The 14,613-nt window shown below is 62.3% G+C and carries 17 protein-coding genes; 9 read left to right on the top strand and 8 right to left on the bottom strand.

Translation table 11 applies throughout. From position 1 onward, the window contains the following. The first annotated feature begins 47 nt into the window (after positions 1 to 47). The 4 genes from ACFOJ9_RS11845 (at position 48) to ACFOJ9_RS11830 (ending at position 2,198) form a co-directional block, all read left to right on the top strand. Entirely contained in the window at positions 48 to 293 is a 246-nt protein-coding gene (locus ACFOJ9_RS11845; protein ID WP_378979043.1) for a zinc-finger domain-containing protein, read from the top strand. Positions 294 to 312: 19 nt separating this feature from the next. Then, entirely contained in the window at positions 313 to 1,536 is a 1,224-nt protein-coding gene (locus ACFOJ9_RS11840) for an FAD-dependent monooxygenase (RefSeq protein WP_378979042.1), read from the top strand. Positions 1,537 to 1,606: 70 nt separating this feature from the next. Then, entirely contained in the window at positions 1,607 to 1,897 is a 291-nt protein-coding gene (locus ACFOJ9_RS11835) for a BrnT family toxin (RefSeq protein WP_378979041.1), read from the top strand. Then, a complete protein-coding gene (locus ACFOJ9_RS11830) occupies positions 1,875 to 2,198 on the top strand; it encodes a BrnA antitoxin family protein (protein ID WP_378979040.1) in 324 nt (107 codons plus the stop codon). The genes ACFOJ9_RS11835 and ACFOJ9_RS11830 overlap by 23 nt, the downstream gene beginning before the upstream one ends. Positions 2,199 to 2,223: 25 nt before the next feature. Here ACFOJ9_RS11830 and ACFOJ9_RS11825 read toward each other — a convergent pair whose 3' ends face one another. From ACFOJ9_RS11825 to ACFOJ9_RS11795, 7 genes are all read right to left on the bottom strand, one after another. Beyond that, positions 2,224 to 2,892 carry a TIGR02117 family protein gene (locus tag ACFOJ9_RS11825; protein ID WP_378979039.1) on the bottom strand — a complete coding sequence of 223 codons (669 nt, stop codon included), beginning with the start codon at positions 2,890 to 2,892 and terminating at the stop codon, positions 2,224 to 2,226. Between the two features lie 115 nt (positions 2,893 to 3,007). Further along, positions 3,008 to 3,757, bottom strand: coding sequence for an amino acid ABC transporter ATP-binding protein (locus ACFOJ9_RS11820; RefSeq protein ID WP_031260969.1), 750 nt, complete (start codon positions 3,755 to 3,757; stop codon positions 3,008 to 3,010). 78 nt (positions 3,758 to 3,835) lie between these two features. After that, positions 3,836 to 4,993 carry an amino acid ABC transporter permease gene (locus ACFOJ9_RS11815; protein ID WP_378979038.1) on the bottom strand — a complete coding sequence of 386 codons (1,158 nt, stop codon included), beginning with the start codon at positions 4,991 to 4,993 and terminating at the stop codon, positions 3,836 to 3,838. Between the two features lie 9 nt (positions 4,994 to 5,002). Beyond that, on the bottom strand, positions 5,003 to 6,190 hold the full coding sequence (locus ACFOJ9_RS11810) for an amino acid ABC transporter permease (RefSeq protein WP_378979037.1): 1,188 nt from the start codon (positions 6,188 to 6,190) through the stop codon (positions 5,003 to 5,005). A 63-nt stretch (positions 6,191 to 6,253) separates the two neighbouring features. After that, positions 6,254 to 7,282 carry an amino acid ABC transporter substrate-binding protein gene (locus ACFOJ9_RS11805; protein WP_378979036.1) on the bottom strand — a complete coding sequence of 343 codons (1,029 nt, stop codon included), beginning with the start codon at positions 7,280 to 7,282 and terminating at the stop codon, positions 6,254 to 6,256. Positions 7,283 to 7,724: 442 nt separating this feature from the next. Beyond that, positions 7,725 to 8,570 carry a DUF2182 domain-containing protein gene (locus ACFOJ9_RS11800; protein WP_378979035.1) on the bottom strand — a complete coding sequence of 282 codons (846 nt, stop codon included), beginning with the start codon at positions 8,568 to 8,570 and terminating at the stop codon, positions 7,725 to 7,727. A gap of 9 nt (positions 8,571 to 8,579) precedes the next feature. Beyond that, a complete protein-coding gene (locus ACFOJ9_RS11795; protein WP_378979034.1) occupies positions 8,580 to 9,215 on the bottom strand; it encodes a DUF1326 domain-containing protein in 636 nt (211 codons plus the stop codon). 342 nt (positions 9,216 to 9,557) lie between these two features. Here ACFOJ9_RS11795 and ACFOJ9_RS11790 point away from each other — a divergent pair, with 342 nt between their 5' ends. The 5 genes from ACFOJ9_RS11790 (at position 9,558) to ACFOJ9_RS11770 (ending at position 13,699) form a co-directional block, all read left to right on the top strand. Further along, positions 9,558 to 10,739 carry a cystathionine beta-lyase gene (locus ACFOJ9_RS11790; RefSeq protein WP_378979033.1) on the top strand — a complete coding sequence of 394 codons (1,182 nt, stop codon included), beginning with the start codon at positions 9,558 to 9,560 and terminating at the stop codon, positions 10,737 to 10,739. 130 nt (positions 10,740 to 10,869) lie between these two features. Further along, positions 10,870 to 11,958, top strand: a complete 1,089-nt coding sequence (locus ACFOJ9_RS11785) for an HPP family protein (protein ID WP_378979032.1) — start codon at positions 10,870 to 10,872, stop codon at positions 11,956 to 11,958. Positions 11,959 to 12,063: 105 nt separating this feature from the next. Beyond that, a complete protein-coding gene (locus tag ACFOJ9_RS11780; protein ID WP_378979031.1) occupies positions 12,064 to 12,738 on the top strand; it encodes an RNA polymerase sigma factor in 675 nt (224 codons plus the stop codon). Between the two features lie 116 nt (positions 12,739 to 12,854). After that, complete coding sequence (locus ACFOJ9_RS11775) at positions 12,855 to 13,379, top strand: DUF4142 domain-containing protein (RefSeq protein ID WP_378979030.1); 525 nt, start codon at positions 12,855 to 12,857, stop codon at positions 13,377 to 13,379. Between the two features lie 11 nt (positions 13,380 to 13,390). Further along, the gene (locus ACFOJ9_RS11770) at positions 13,391 to 13,699 is read left to right on the top strand and encodes a cupredoxin domain-containing protein (RefSeq protein WP_378979029.1); all 309 of its coding nucleotides are present in this window, start codon (positions 13,391 to 13,393) and stop codon (positions 13,697 to 13,699) included. Here the strand turns inward: ACFOJ9_RS11770 and ACFOJ9_RS11765 are convergent. Further along, a complete protein-coding gene (locus ACFOJ9_RS11765) occupies positions 13,645 to 14,541 on the bottom strand; it encodes a crotonase/enoyl-CoA hydratase family protein (RefSeq protein WP_378979028.1) in 897 nt (298 codons plus the stop codon). The two genes, ACFOJ9_RS11770 and ACFOJ9_RS11765, sit on opposite strands and share 55 nt — an antisense overlap. Positions 14,542 to 14,613 lie beyond the last annotated feature (72 nt).

The raw sequence follows: 14,613 nt of genomic DNA, 5'->3' as shown, positions 1-14,613 counted from the left end.
GCCTGTTATGATCCAGATGCAGAAGCGACTGCGTTAAGGAGACGACGATGGCAGGCGGTTCCATTCCCCATTTTCAGAACGATGCGGGCCATCCGGCAATCGACATCGGCGTCAAGGAATTCATGTGCACGGGCGCCAACCCGCCTTTCGATCACCCGCATGTGTTTCTCGACATGGGCGACGACAATGAAAAAGTCTGCCCCTATTGCTCGACGCTCTACCGCTATTCGCCCAAGCTGAAGGCGACGGAAACGCTGCCGGCCGGTTGCATCTACATCGACCAGGCCGCCTGATTCCTTCGCGACAAGCCCGATGGATGACACGCGCTCCCGGCAAGTCGTCATCGCCGGGGCGGGAGTCGCCGGGCTAACCGCAGCGCTGGCTTTCGCCGAACGCGGCTACCCTGTGCAAGTGTTCGAACAGGCGCAGCGCCTGGAAGCGGCAGGCGCCGGCATCCAGCTTTCTCCCAATGCGACACGCATCCTTCGCCAACTTGGTGTGCTCGACAGGCTGCTGCCGGCAGCGGTGCGGCCGGAAGCGGTGGTCCTGAAGGACGCCGCGACGTTGCGCGAACTGGCGCGAGTGCCGTTGGGGCAAGCCGCCGAAACGCGCTGGCAGGCGCCCTATCTCGTCGCTCACAGGGCTGATCTGCAGAGCGCGCTGATGGCACGGGTTTCCGAGATGCCGGATATCCATCTTACCACCGGCGCCCGCGTCAGCAGCGTTGCCACCGGCCCGCATGGCATCACCGCGACGGCCGAGATCGACGGCAAAACCATCGAGGCCGAGGGCTTCCTGCTGGTTGGTGCCGATGGCGTCTGGTCGTCGATGCGCGCACTTGCCGATTCGGCAAGAAGGGTCGCCTCGCCGAGAAGCCACTTTTCAGGCGAACTGGCCTGGCGTGTCACCATTCCCGCCGAAAGCGCTGCCGGACAAGCCTTTGCCGCGATCGGTGCAACCAATTGCGTCACCACCTTCCTGCATCCCGGCTTCCATATGGTCGCCTATCCCGTCAGCAAGGGTGCTGCCTTCAATCTCGCCGCCTTCACCAAGGGGGACCGCATCGCCGAGGGCTGGTCCGGCAACGCCGATGCCGGGATCCTGACCCATGCCCTGCGCGGCACGGCGGCAGCACTTGCCCATCTGGTCGAGCAGGCCGGCCCGTGGACGGCGTGGCCGATCCATACGGTCGACAGCAAACAACCTTGGACGACCGGCAACATGGCGCTGATCGGCGATGCCGCGCATGCGATGACCCCGTTCGCGGCGCAAGGTGCGGCGATGGCGATCGAGGATGCAGCGATGCTTGCTGATATCATCGCCGACTTCCCTGCCGATCCGGCACGAAGTCTTCAAATCTGGGAGAACCTGCGGCGGCCGCGCGTCGCCAGGGTCGCTCGTCGCGGCGCCATCAACCGCCTTGCCTGGCATGCCACGGGCCCAGTGGCTATCGCCCGCAATCTGTTCCTGAAAATGCGCACGTCGGAGAAACTCGCAGCGGATCTGGACTGGCTCTACGGCTGGCAGGCACTCTGATCGTCGTATTTGACCAGCCTTGACGTAATGGCAATTTGTAGTTACATTTTTGTAGTCAACGAGGCTCAAATTGCGATTTGAATGGGACGCAGAGAAGGCGAAATCCAATTTCCGCAAGCATGGCGTGAGTTTTGACACCGCCGTTCGCGTTTTCTCCGATCCTTTCGCGCTAACGGAGCAGGACCGAATTGAAGAAGGCGAATATCGTTGGCAGACAACCGGCTTGGTTGACACCCTATTGGTATTGCTGGTTGCACACGCTGATCGAGAGGAAGATGAGGGCGAGGTGATCCGCATTATTTCAGCGCGGCGAGCCACGCCCAAGGAGAAACGGCACTATGCGCAAAATCGTTCGATATGAATTCGATCCGGCAAATCCACCTCCTCTGACGGAAGCCCAGAATGCGGAGATCGCGGCGTTGCGAGCGCGACCGGAGAGCGATGTCGATACCAGCGATATTCCCGAATTGACCGAAAAGTTCTGGCAGAACGCGGTCCCAAATCCCTACTTCAAACCGATCAAGCAACAGCTGACCCTTCGTCTCGATTCCGATCTCGTTGCTTGGTTCAAGAGACGCGAGCCGGATGGTCGCGGCTACCAGAGCGCGATCAACAAGGCGCTTCGCGAATATGTGGCAAAGCAGGAACGCAAGACCGGCTGACCCGTTTGGCGACATCTCTGGCCGTCTAATTGTACAAGCTCATCGACAGGCCAAGCGACACAGGCAGCGGGTTCCACCAGCCGGTGCGCAGGCCGGCGGTGCGCAAGGCCGCCGCCGCCCAGGTGTTGCAACCAACCAGCGCGTTGAAATGGCCATTGGCTTCGTAGAAGCCGTCGAACCTGGAATAGGCCGCATCCGGGACCAGGATCGGACCCATCGGACCCCGCTGGAAACTCGCATCTATGAAATCGAGCAGCGCCGCGAACCGATCCTCAGCGATGTCGAACCCCGCAACGTCCGGGCGCGATTCGACGATGTCACCGGCGACATCGACATGCATGACCGACGCGTCAAGGGTCAGTGCCTTCATCACCGGCACCGCCTTCAACTCAGACCATGTCGGCGTCTCCAGGTAGAAAGCGCGGCCGCCCCAGCCGAAGACGATGTAGCGGACCTCCGGGCTGCCGGCGGGTATGCCGGCGTCGACCAGGAAGTGGAAGCGCTGGCGCACGGCATCATCGACCGGGATGGCGATGTCGGTGTGGATCGGGTTCTTCAGCACCAGGATGTGGCGGGGCGCGGCGGGCGCGGCGGCGGCCGGCGGCCACAGCGGTCGCGGTACGAGAGTACCCAGCCCGACGGCGAGCGCAGCCACGATCGAAACAAGGCCAAGAAAACGTCCCAGTCTTTTCATGAATAGCGGCCCTGCAAACGCATTCCGGCGTGACAGCAACCGCCCGCCTCCTGCTCGTCCATACGCAAAAAAGCCCGGCACTGTTTCAGCCGGGCTTCTCGCAAACATCGAAAGGCTAGTGCAGGATCTGCGACAGGAACAGCTTTGTGCGCTCGTGGCGGGGATGGTCGAAGAACTCGGCCGGCGTGTTCTGCTCGACGATCTGGCCCTGATCCATGAAGATCACGCGGTTGGCGACCTTGCGGGCAAAGCCCATCTCGTGGGTGACGCACAGCATGGTCATGCCTTCTTCGGCAAGGCCAACCATGGTCTCCAGCACTTCCTTGATCATCTCCGGATCGAGCGCCGAGGTCGGCTCGTCGAACAGCATGATGCGCGGGTTCATGCACAGCGAGCGGGCGATCGCCACGCGCTGCTGCTGGCCGCCGGACAGCTGGCCGGGATATTTGTGGGCCTGTTCCGGGATCTTGACGCGCTTGAGGAAATGCATGGCGATTTCCTCGGCCTGCTTCTTCGGCGTCTTGCGCACCCAGATCGGCGCCAGCGTGCAGTTCTCCAGGATGGTCAGATGCGGGAACAGGTTGAAGTGCTGGAACACCATGCCGACCTCGCGGCGCACCTCATCGATCTTCTTGAGATCGTTGGTCAGTTCCTTGCCGTCGACGATGATCTTGCCCTTCTGGTGCTCTTCCAGACGGTTGATGCAGCGGATCATCGTCGATTTGCCGGAGCCCGAAGGGCCGCAGATGACGATGCGCTCGCCGCGCATCACTTTCAGATTGATGTCCTTCAGCACATGGAATTCGCCATACCATTTGTGCATGGCGATGATGTCGATGGCGACATCGGTGGTGGAAATCTGCATCTTGGCGGCATTGACCTTGATCTCTTCCGCGCTGACGGCATTTTCGGTGGCCATGACAGGGTCCCCTTGTTCTTTTGTTTAGCGTTTGTGGCCGGTGTCGAGCCGGCGTTCGGTGAACATTGAATAGCGCGACATGCCGAAGCAGAACAGCCAGAAGACGAAGGCCGCGAAGATCAGGCCGGACCTGGCCGTCTGCGCCGTTGCCCAGCTGGGGTCGGAGAAGTTCTGCTTCACAATGCCGAGCAGGTCGAACATCGAGATGATGATGACCAGGCTGGTGTCCTTGAACATGCCGATGAAGGTGTTGACGATGCCCGGGATGACCAGCTTCAGCGCCTGCGGCATGACGATGAAATACATCTTCTGCCAGTAGCCGAGACCGAGCGAGTCCGCCCCTTCATACTGGCCCTTGGGGATCGCCTGCAGGCCGCCGCGCACCACTTCAGCCATATAGGCGGCGGCAAACAGCGACACGCCGATCAGCGCGCGCAGGAACTTGTCGAAGCTGACGCCGGCCGGCAGGAACAGCGGCAGCAGGACGCTGGCAAAGAACAACACGGTGATCAGCGGGATGCCGCGAACCGTCTCGATGAAGACGACGCACAGCGTCTTGATGATCGGCATCCTGGAACGGCGGCCGAGCGCCAGCAAGATGCCCAGCGGCAGCGACACGGCAATACCGACGAAAGACAGGCTGAGTGTTACCAGCAGCCCGCCCCACAGCTGGGTCTCGACATGTGGCAGGCCAAACATGCCGCCGACCAGCAGGACGAAGGCGACGATCGGCAGCACAAAGAACAGCAGAATGGCATTCAGCCCTTTGCGAGGCACCTTCGGGATGAGCATCGGCACCAGCAGTGCCACGAACAGGATGGCGACCAGGATCGGCCGCCAGCGCTCCTCGATCGGATAGCGCCCGACCATGAACTGGCCGAACTTGGCATTGACGAAAGCCCAACAAGCGCCGGTCCAGCCATCCGGCTGGATGCCGCCTTGCGCCACGGTGGCGCATACGGTCCGGTCCGGTCCGGTCCACACGGCGTTGATGAACGCCCAGTTGATGATTTGCGGCAGGATCATCGCCACCAGCGCGATGCCGACGATGGTCAAAATGGTGTCGCCGGCGGAAGCGATCAGGTTCCTGCGCACCCACGCACTGAAACCCGTGACGCCGGCTGGCGCCGGCTGCGCCAGCGCCATTTCGGTGCGTACCCAGGACATATCATGTTCTTGCATGTCCTTACCTCACCTCTCCACCAGCGCCATCTTGGCGTTGAACCAGTTCATCACAAGCGAGGTCAGAAGGCTGATGGCCAGATAGATCACCATCATGATCACCACGCCCTCGACGGCCTGGCCGGTCTGGTTCAGCACCGTACCGGCGGTCGCCGTCAGGTCCGGATAGCCGATGGCGATGGCGAGTGACGAGTTCTTGGTCAGGTTGAGATATTGGCTGGTCAGCGGCGGAATGACGATGCGCATGGCCTGCGGCACGACGACCAGCCGCAGGATCGATCCGGACCGCAACCCCAACGCACCGGCAGCTTCCGTCTGGCCCGTGCTGACACCCCTGATGCCGGCGCGCACGATCTCGGCAATGAAGGCGGCGGTATAGCAGGACAGCGCCAGATAAAGCGAAAGGAACTCCGGCCTGACCTGGAAGCCGCCGGTCAGGTTGAAAGTCGACTGCTTTGGGTAATCGAAACTCAAGGGGAAACCGCTCAGCGCATAGGCAAGCACTGGCAGCCCGACGATCAGCGCCAGGGCTGTCCAGAGCACCGGAAATTGCTGGCCGGTCGCCATCTGCCGTTGCCGCGCCTTGCGCGCGACGAACCACGCCATGGCGATGCCGACAAGCAGAGCGACGAAGATCAGCCAGGAGCCGTCGCCCCAGATGGCGCGTGGAAAATAAAAGCCGCGCTGGTTGAGAAAGGAATCGAACGGCAGATTGATGCTGTCGCGCGGTGCCGGCAGCACGGCCAGCACGCCGGAATACCAGAAGAAGATGACCAGCAGCGGCGGGATGTTGCGGAACACCTCGACATAAACCGTGCAGATCTTCCTGATCAGCCAGTTCTGCGAAAGCCGGCCGATGCCGATGATGAAGCCGATGATTGTCGCGGTGATGATGCCGACGATGGCGACGATCAAGGTATTGATGAGGCCGACCAAAATGGCGCGGCCATAGGTCGAATCCGATGAATAAGCGATCGCGCTCTCGCTAATGTCGAAGCCGGCGCGGCCCTTGAGGAAGCCGAAGCCTGAAGCGATGTGCAGGCGCGTCAGGTTGGCGATGACGTTGTGGGCAATCCACCAGACGCCAGCCACGAGCACGACGATGACCAACGCCTGGAAGAATATGCCCCGGACCTTCGGATCATTGATGAAGGAACCGCGGCTGGGCTCCTCGCGAAGAACTTCCTGCGATGCCATTCAACCGTCCCCTGGAAAGAGAAACCGGGAAGCAGACGACCTGCCTCCCGGATCACATTTCGATCAGCGGATCGGCGGCGCGTATTGCAGGCCGCCCTTGGTCCACAGCGCGTTGATGCCGCGAGCGATCTTCAGCGGGCTGCCCGAACCGACATTGCGTTCGAACATTTCGCCATAATTGCCGACAGCCTTGACGATGTTGACGACCCAGTCATTGGAGACGCCGAGATCGGTACCGATCTTGGTATCGGCTTCCTGGCCGAGCACGCGCTTGATTTCCGGGCTGGGCGAGTTCTTCATCTCTTCGACATTGGCCTGGGTGATGCCCAGTTCCTCAGCCTGCAACAGCGCGAAGTAGGTCCACTTTACGATGTGGTACCACTGGTCGTCACCCTGGCGGACGGCCGGGCCGAGCGGTTCCTTGGAGATGATCTCGGGCAGCACGACATGATCGGCCGGTGCGCTGAGCGTCAGGCGAATGCCGTAGAGGCCCGACTGGTCGGTGGTGTAGACGTCGCAGCGGCCGGCGTCATAGGCGGCGTTGACCTCGTCCAGCTTTTCGAAGACGACCGGGTTGTACTCCATCTTGTTCGCCTTGAAGTAGTCGGCGAGGTTGAGCTCGGTGGTGGTGCCGCTCTGCACGCAGACCGCCGCGCCCGAAAGCTGCAGCGCCGAATTGACGCCCGGCAACTTCTTGGCGTTGATCATGAAGCCCTGGCCGTCATAATAGGTGACGCCAACGAAGTTCAGGCCAAGTGCCGTATCGCGATTGATGGTCCAGGTGGTGTTGCGCGACAGGACGTCGACTTCGCCCGACTGCAGTGCGGTGAAGCGCTCCTTGGCGCTGAGCGGGGTGAACTTGACCTTGGTGCCGTCACCGAAGACGGCGGCCGCGACCGCGCGGCAGAAATCCACATCGATACCTTTCCATTCACCCTTGTCGTCAGGCGCCGCGAAGCCAGCCAGACCGGTGTTGGTGCCGCACTGGATGAAGCCCTTCGCCTTGACGGTGTCGAGCGTGCCTGCCGATGCGGCCGACGCCATCACCCCAAGCGTGGCGGCGCCAAGAATGCCGATAGCAATTTGTTTCATGACCCACAGACCCTTTTCTCTGTTTTCAGGGCAAACCCTGATCTTTTTTCTCCCGCGTGAACGCAGCTCCCATCCCGGCCCATTCCCGGAACCCCACATCGTAACCGACGCGCCGTCTCCCATTCACGAATGTCATCGAAGGCGATAATTCCCGTGAGGTCAAGGGAAATGACCGAAACCGAAAGAGTTTGAAAACCGATTGCCGCAAATGCCTGATTTACAGACAAACGCGCCCGCGATTTGGTCAGCAACGCGAATAAAGCCGGCAAAGCTCATTCAACGCAAATGCGGGGCCAATGCGGACCGCAGCAGCGAAATCCATCCCAGGCAGCACCTCGGCGTTATTGACCTCAATGCGCAATGACTTGCCATGTCCAAAGACAGTCATCTGTTGGTTGCCGGGTGGTTGCAGGCCAATACCGGCCGGAGACAAGGACTGTTCTCAAAGGGCTCGAAAGACGAGCCAGGCGCCGATCGCAGCCATCAACGCGCCGGAGACGCGCGGAAACAACTGCCCGGTCGGGACGGTCTTCTCCAGGAGAACAAGGATGGCGATGCCGGCGATCCACAGCACGTTCATGACGCCGCCGACGAACAGCAGAGCCATCAGCGCCCAGCAGCAACCCAGACAATAGGCGCCGTGATCGATGCCGAGCCGAAGCGCGCCGAGCGGAGCCGAGCGGAACCCGCCATGACTGGCCAGGAACGCGATCGGCGCCTGACATTGGCGCAGGCAGACGCCCTTCATCGGCGTCCATTGATAGAGACCGGCGGCGATCAGGACGAGGCCACCGAGGATCGCGCTGTCGGTCGCCATCGAGGGATCGAGCAAGGCGAGACGGGCGAGCATCCATTGTGCACCGGTCGCCACAATGCTGAACACAACCCAGACGGCGAGATAGCCGGCAAAAAACCATCCCGTCGAAGCGATAGGCCGGCCATCCGTCCGCGCCTTGCGGCCGACGCCGGCATAGAGCAGCAACATCGGTGCGACCGAAGGCGTCATCATGCCGACCATCATCACCGCCCACATTGTGAAGATGAAAGCGAAATCGGCCGATGCCCAGGTCCGGAAACCGGGCGCCATAGTGGCGCCCATATCCATGCCGCCCATGTCCATGCCGGCCATGTCGCCGCCTGTGCTGCCCGGTACGGGGGAACCGGGCATGACCATGTCGGCGGTGAGCCACAGCACATAGGCCCAGGCGAGCACGGCAATCACGACGAGCGCGGCCGTTACGACCGCGCGGTCGCGCCGCAGCACTGCCTCGAGGGCCGTGTCGCCCATTGAATCAGGTCAATGCACGATGCCGCTCTGCGTGAGATGCAGATCGGCGAAATGGCTGTGCGTGTCGGCCAGTTCGAACTTGATCGGGCCGGTCACCTTGCTCCAGCCACGCCCAACTTCGGCGATCGCGTATTCGAAGCCGTGCGGCAGATCGATGCGTGCCTGGTGCTCAGCGCCGGTGACCGGATTCTTGATCGGCTCGCCATGGCCGTCGGTTACGCCGTTGACGTGTAGCCGCCCGGTTCGCGCGTCGACGTCGACCTTGAATTCGATCGGGGCAAAGATCGGATCGTGGAATTTCTCCAGCGTGGTCGAAAAGACCTGGAATATCGTTGCGCCCGGTTCGGTATCCAGACCGCCCAATATGCGAAGCAGCGCGCCACGCTGGGCTTCGGTCGCCCTCTCGTCGATAACCACCGCGGCTTCACCCCTGCCCTCGTGTATCGCGCCGGGCCAGCTGAAAATCCCGACGAACCGCAATCCGTCGAGATTGGTGTCGCCGTGATGGCCGCTCTCGATTTCCATGCCGGCAACCGCCTGGCAGAAACCGTGTGTCGGCATGGCGTTGAACTGGCACGGGCAGCCATAGGCGCAGTTGCAGTTGAGGAATTCGCGCGCCTTCATTGTCCATTTGACGTCGGGCATGGCATTCTCCCCTTGCAGCGCTCACGCTTCGTGAGCGCGATCCGGAATCGTGGGGGACCAGAAGGTCAACCGGCAACAACCATCCGGCAGCATCTGATCGAAGCAATCCGGCGATTAATATTAGCAGCCGACTATATATCTTTCGCGGCCGCCCACAATTGGCCGATCGGCGTAGACTGAGGTAGCTGCCGACAATGCACGCCGGGGTCACGCCGCCCCAATCGCCACCTTTTGCCGCGACGAATTGGCATATTCGAAGTCCATCCCCTGGCGGGCGGTGGCTGTTGCACGGTCCATGACGCCGCACTATGGCTAGCGGCTTGGCAAACAAGGCGACGCAGAATGGCGAAAGACGGCAGCGAGCACTCCAGCAGGATGGGCATCAACACGCGGCTTGCCCATTCGGGCAACAATCCGCATGACTATTTCGGCTTCGTCAATCCGCCGGTGGTGCATGCCTCGACCGTGCTCTTTCGTGACGCGGCTTCGATGGCGGCACGCAGCCAGAAATACACTTACGGCACGCGCGGCACACCGACGACCGATGCGCTTGCCCACGCCATAGACGCGCTGGAAGGCTCGGCCGGCACGATCGTGGTGCCATCTGGCCTTGCAGCGGTAACCGTGCCGCTGCTCGCCTTCGTGTCGGCCGGCGACCATCTGCTGATCGTCGATACCGTCTATCACCCGACCCGCAACTTCGCCGACACGATGCTGAAGCGGCTGGGTGTCGAGGTCGAGTACTACGCCCCCGATCTCGGCGCCAGCATCGCGGCGTTGATCAAGCCCAACACCAAGGTGGTGTTCACGGAATCGCCAGCCTCCAACACGTTCGAGGTGCAGGACATTCCGGCCATCGTCAAGGCGGCGCACGCCGCTGGCGCCATCGTCATGATGGACAATACCTGGGCGACGCCGCTGTATTTCCGTCCGCTCGACCATGGCGTCGACATTTCGATCCATGCGGCGACGAAATACCCGGCCGGCCATTCCGACGTGCTGCTTGGCACGGTGTCGGCCAATGAAACCTGCTGGAAGCATCTCTACGAAAGCTTCTGCACGCTTGGCTGTTGCGCCGGGCCCGACGACGTCTACCAGGTGCTGCGCGGCCTACGCACCATGGGCGTGCGCCTCGAACACCATCAGCGCAGCACGCTTGCCATCGCCTCCTGGCTCGAGGGCCAGAAGGGCGTGGCGCGCGTGCTCCACCCGGCCCTTCCCAGCCACCCGGACCATGATCTGTGGAAGCGGGATTTCTCCGGCTCGAGCGGCATCTTTTCCATCGTGCTTGCCGGTGGCGGCCAGAAGCAGCAGCACGCCTTCCTCGACGCGCTGCAGATTTTCGGCCTCGGCTATTCCTGGGGCGGCTATGAGAGCCTTGCCGTGCCGGTGTGGCTCGGCGACCGCGTTGTTGCAAAAGCTCCCTATGAGGGCCCGTTGATCCGCCTGCAGATCGGCCTCGAGGACGTCGACGACCTGAAGGCCGACATTTCGCGCGGCCTGACCGCCGCGGCGGCTGCGTAGCGGAATTCTATTCCCTCAAATTGCAGTTTCTCGGATCAGTTTGGCTTTCAAATTCAACGATGCCGCGTCATTGCGGTGCGATCAGCACACTTTCGACTTCCCCTGGAATACCGGCAGAGTTCCCAACCCTATGGCCTTCCGCCTCTTTGTTCCCATTCTTGCCGGCGCGACGCTGCGTGAGCGTCTCGTTGCCTGTATCGGCGCGACGATCGGCATTGCGCTCACCGGTGTGATCGCCAGCCTTGTGCTCGGCAACGGCCCGCACGTGCCGCTGCTGGTGGCGCCGATGGGGGCGTCGGCGGTGCTCCTGTTCGCCGTGCCGGCCAGTCCGCTGGCACAGCCATGGTCGATCATCGGCGGCAACACGATATCGGCCCTGGTTGGCGTGATCGTGGCGCATTTCATCCACGAAACCGCCCTTGCCAGTGGCATCGCGGTGGCGCTGGCCATCGCCGCCATGTCGTTCACGCGCTGCCTGCATCCGCCGGGCGGGGCGGCTGCCTTGACGGCGGTGCTGGGTGGGCCTGCGGTCATCAGCGCGGGCTTCCTGTTTCCGTTCGTGCCGGTGGCGCTGAACTCGATCCTGCTGGTGGCGCTCGGCTACGGCTTCCACAGGCTGGCCCGGCGCAACTACCCGCACGTGCCGGTTCCAGCACCGGCGAACAGCCACGGCACCGTCGATCCGCCGGCACAGTCGCGCGTCGGCTTTCGGTCCGAAGACATCGATGCCGCGCTTGGTGCGCTCGACGAGACGTTCGATATCGATCGCAACGATCTCGACCGATTGCTGCGGCAAGTCGAATTGCAGGCGATGGTGCGCGCGCACAAGACCCTTCTGTGCGAGGACATCATGTCGCGCGATGTGATCTCGGTCGACGCACACACCTCCACTGATGCGGCGCGCCAATTGCTGCTTGACCACAACATCCGTACCTTGCCGGTCGTCAACGCAGAGGCAAGGCTGGCAGGCACCGTGGGATTGCGGGAACTGACCCTGGCCTCCGGCACGGTTGGATCCGTGATATCGCCCGCGGCGACAGCCGCCGCCGGTTTCGCCGCCATGGGTCTGCTGCCGGTGCTCACCGACGGCCACAGCCATGCGGTGATCATCGTCGACGACGACGAGCGGATTCTCGGGCTGATCACCCAGACCGATCTCTTGGCGGCCACGGCGCGCCTGCAGGTTGCTGACAAGCCTTCACTGGGCGCGGTAGGGTAGCCGCCGCCGGACCCGGCGACTAATCTTCGGGAACCTTTTGCCGGCAACAGCGTCCAATCTCTCAATCGAGGTTCCGGTTCGGAGATCGGGTTGAGGAAACTGGTCATGCCTGCTGTCTTGACGGCCGTGCCTTCTGCTGCGTCAGGCGACATGCAGCTCGTGCGGCGGGCGCTGGCGCGCGACGGCGATGCCTTCCGCACCATCATCAAGACACACAATCAGCGGCTCTACCGGATCGCGCGCGGCGTCGTGCGCAATGACAGCGAGGCCGAGGACATCGTCCAGGAAGCCTATGTCAAGGCCTTCGCCCATCTCGATGCGTTTCGCGGCGACTCCTCGCTCTCCACATGGCTGTCGCGCATCGTCATCAACGAGGCGCTCGGCCGCCTGCGCAAAAGGCGCAGAACGGTGGCCATGCCGGAAAATCCGCAAGCCCAGATCATCCGGTTCCCCCTCAACCCCAGCGACGATCCGGAGCGGACGATGGCGCAACGGCAGATCCTCCAGCTGGTCGAACAAGCCACCGACAGCCTTCCCGATGTCTACCGGACGGTGTTCGTGGCGCGGGTGATCGAGGGGTTGAGCATCGAAGAGACCGCCGAACTTCTCGGCGTGCGGCCACAAACCATCAAGACAAGGCTGCACCGTGCCCGCGCCCTGGTGCGCAAGGCACTGGACGACCAGATCGGGCCGGTTCTGCTCGATGCCTTCCCCTTCGCCGGCCGGCGTTGCGAAAGGCTGACCAGCGCGGTCATGCGGCGGCTCGGGCTGGAAAGCTGACCCTCGCCGGATTCAGTTGATTTTGGCGGGAACGTTTGCCGCTGCACCGCATCCAATGACCGTCAACCGAAAAACACTGTCCGGCGCGAATTCAGCGTCCGGGCGAAGGAGATGCCATGTCTATCCGACACACTGCCGCGCTCGCCGCCCTGCTGCTGCTTGGCACTGCCCCGTTCGCACAGGCCGCCGACAAGCCGACCGATCCGCAGATCGCCCACATCGCCTACACAGCCGGGGTCATCGATGTTGAAGCGGCCAAGCTGGCGATCGAGAAATCGAAGACCAAGGAGGTCGTGGATTTCGCCAACGACATGGTGCGCGACCATGAAGCGGTGAATGTGCAGGCGCTCGACCTGGTGAAGAAACTCAAGGTCACGCCGGAAGACAACGCCACCAGCCAGGCGCTGAGCAAGGCGGCCGCCGAGGAGAGGGCCAAGCTCGTCAAGCTCGACGGTGCTGCCTTCGACAAGGCCTATGTCGACAACGAGGTCGCCTATCACAAGCAGGTCAATGGCGCGCTCGAAACCCTTTTGATCCCGTCGGCGCAGAATGCCGAGCTGAAGAGCCTGCTGGAAACCGGCCTGAAGATATTCCAGGGCCATGAGCAGCATGCCGAACACGTCGCCGGCATGCTGAAGTAAGGACCGGGAGCATGCCGAAACGCCATCTGTGGATTGCCTTGATCCTGGCCGCCGGTATCGTTCCGGCGCAAGCTGAAACCATCCAGGTCACCATCGACAGGCTGGTGTTCTCGCCAGCCACCGTCGAGGCGAAGGTCGGCGACACGATCGAGTGGGTGAACAAGGATGTGTTCGCCCACACGGCCACCGTGAAGGGTGGCTGGGAGGTGATGATCCCGCCAAAGAAATCCGCAAGCCTGACATTGAAGGCCGCGGGACCGGTCGACTATTTCTGCCGCTTCCACCCCAACATGAAGGGCCGATTGGTGGTAGCGCCCTGATCCAGCGCCGACGAGGCCCGCCTGGCCTCGTCAGGGCGCGCGATATGCGTCCATGAGCCGTCGTAGCTCGGCTTGCGCCGCTCGATCCAGGCATCGAGCCCTTCACGCAGATCGGCTGTCGGGGCCATGCGGGCGAACTGCTCGGCCTCGACCAGCAGCCCTTCGGCAATGCTCTGGTTGAGGCCCCTCGCCACCGCCGTGAGAATGCTGGCGACCGCCAGATCGGAGTGCCGCAGGATACGCTTGGCCAGATCAAATGCTGCCGGCATCAGCTCGGCATGCGGCACAACCTCGTTGACGAGACCCAGCTCAAGCGCCCGCGGCGGCGGAAACCAGTCGCCCGTCAACAGCAGTTCGAGCGCCCGCTTGCGCCCGGCAAGCCTGGGCAGGCGTTGCGTTCCGCCAAAGGTCGGCGGCATTGCAAGGTTGATTTCCGGCTTGGCGAACAGGGCACGGTCACTGGCGATGGCGAGCGGCACGGCCTCGGTGATTTCACAGCCGCCGCCAAAAGCAATGCCGTTGACGGCAGCGATGATGGGCTTGCGAAATGCTTCCAGCCTCGCCGTCAGCCGCTGCCCACGCATGACGAAGTCACGCATCGCGACGTCGACGCCAAGCGCCACGCTGGCTGAGAATTCATGGATGTCGCCCCCCGCCGAAAACGCCCGCTCCCCTGCTCCGGTAAGGATGACAGCACGGACGCTGCCATCGACCTCAATGTCATCAAGGATCGCAAGCAGGCAATCGATCAGGGCATAGTTCAACGCGTTGAGTTTTTCGGGACGATTGAGGGTGAGGACGGTTACCCCGTCACGTGTCTCGCCTAGGACAAGATCGGTCATTTGGCTTCCTTTCCAGCATGCGTTGACCGGAAAGGATCAGGTTTTCGATTGCTTGTATATTCACTAGTCGGT

Origin of the sequence: Mesorhizobium cantuariense (genome assembly GCF_042647205.1) — a bacterium.
GTDB lineage: Bacteria > Pseudomonadota > Alphaproteobacteria > Rhizobiales > Rhizobiaceae > Mesorhizobium > Mesorhizobium cantuariense.
This window is presented reverse-complemented; position numbering and strand designations above follow the sequence as displayed.

Bases quoted from the DNA above. Each gene is read 5' to 3' on its own strand.
- ACFOJ9_RS11845 (WP_378979043.1), top strand. From the start codon at position 48: ATGGCAGGCGGTTCCATTCCCCATTTTCAGAACGATGCGGGCCATCCG.
- ACFOJ9_RS11840 (WP_378979042.1), top strand. From the start codon at position 313: ATGGATGACACGCGCTCCCGGCAAGTCGTCATCGCCGGGGCGGGAGTC.
- ACFOJ9_RS11830 (WP_378979040.1), top strand. From the start codon at position 1,875: ATGCGCAAAATCGTTCGATATGAATTCGATCCGGCAAATCCACCTCCT.
- ACFOJ9_RS11825 (WP_378979039.1), bottom strand. From the start codon at position 2,892: ATGAAAAGACTGGGACGTTTTCTTGGCCTTGTTTCGATCGTGGCTGCG.
- ACFOJ9_RS11820 (WP_031260969.1), bottom strand. From the start codon at position 3,757: ATGCAGATTTCCACCACCGATGTCGCCATCGACATCATCGCCATGCAC.
- ACFOJ9_RS11815 (WP_378979038.1), bottom strand. From the start codon at position 4,993: ATGCAAGAACATGATATGTCCTGGGTACGCACCGAAATGGCGCTGGCG.
- ACFOJ9_RS11810 (WP_378979037.1), bottom strand. From the start codon at position 6,190: ATGGCATCGCAGGAAGTTCTTCGCGAGGAGCCCAGCCGCGGTTCCTTC.
- ACFOJ9_RS11805 (WP_378979036.1), bottom strand. From the start codon at position 7,282: ATGAAACAAATTGCTATCGGCATTCTTGGCGCCGCCACGCTTGGGGTG.
- ACFOJ9_RS11800 (WP_378979035.1), bottom strand. From the start codon at position 8,570: ATGGGCGACACGGCCCTCGAGGCAGTGCTGCGGCGCGACCGCGCGGTC.
- ACFOJ9_RS11795 (WP_378979034.1), bottom strand. From the start codon at position 9,215: ATGCCCGACGTCAAATGGACAATGAAGGCGCGCGAATTCCTCAACTGC.
- ACFOJ9_RS11790 (WP_378979033.1), top strand. From the start codon at position 9,558: ATGGCGAAAGACGGCAGCGAGCACTCCAGCAGGATGGGCATCAACACG.
- ACFOJ9_RS11785 (WP_378979032.1), top strand. From the start codon at position 10,870: ATGGCCTTCCGCCTCTTTGTTCCCATTCTTGCCGGCGCGACGCTGCGT.
- ACFOJ9_RS11780 (WP_378979031.1), top strand. From the start codon at position 12,064: ATGCCTGCTGTCTTGACGGCCGTGCCTTCTGCTGCGTCAGGCGACATG.
- ACFOJ9_RS11775 (WP_378979030.1), top strand. From the start codon at position 12,855: ATGTCTATCCGACACACTGCCGCGCTCGCCGCCCTGCTGCTGCTTGGC.
- ACFOJ9_RS11770 (WP_378979029.1), top strand. From the start codon at position 13,391: ATGCCGAAACGCCATCTGTGGATTGCCTTGATCCTGGCCGCCGGTATC.
- ACFOJ9_RS11765 (WP_378979028.1), bottom strand. From the start codon at position 14,541: ATGACCGATCTTGTCCTAGGCGAGACACGTGACGGGGTAACCGTCCTC.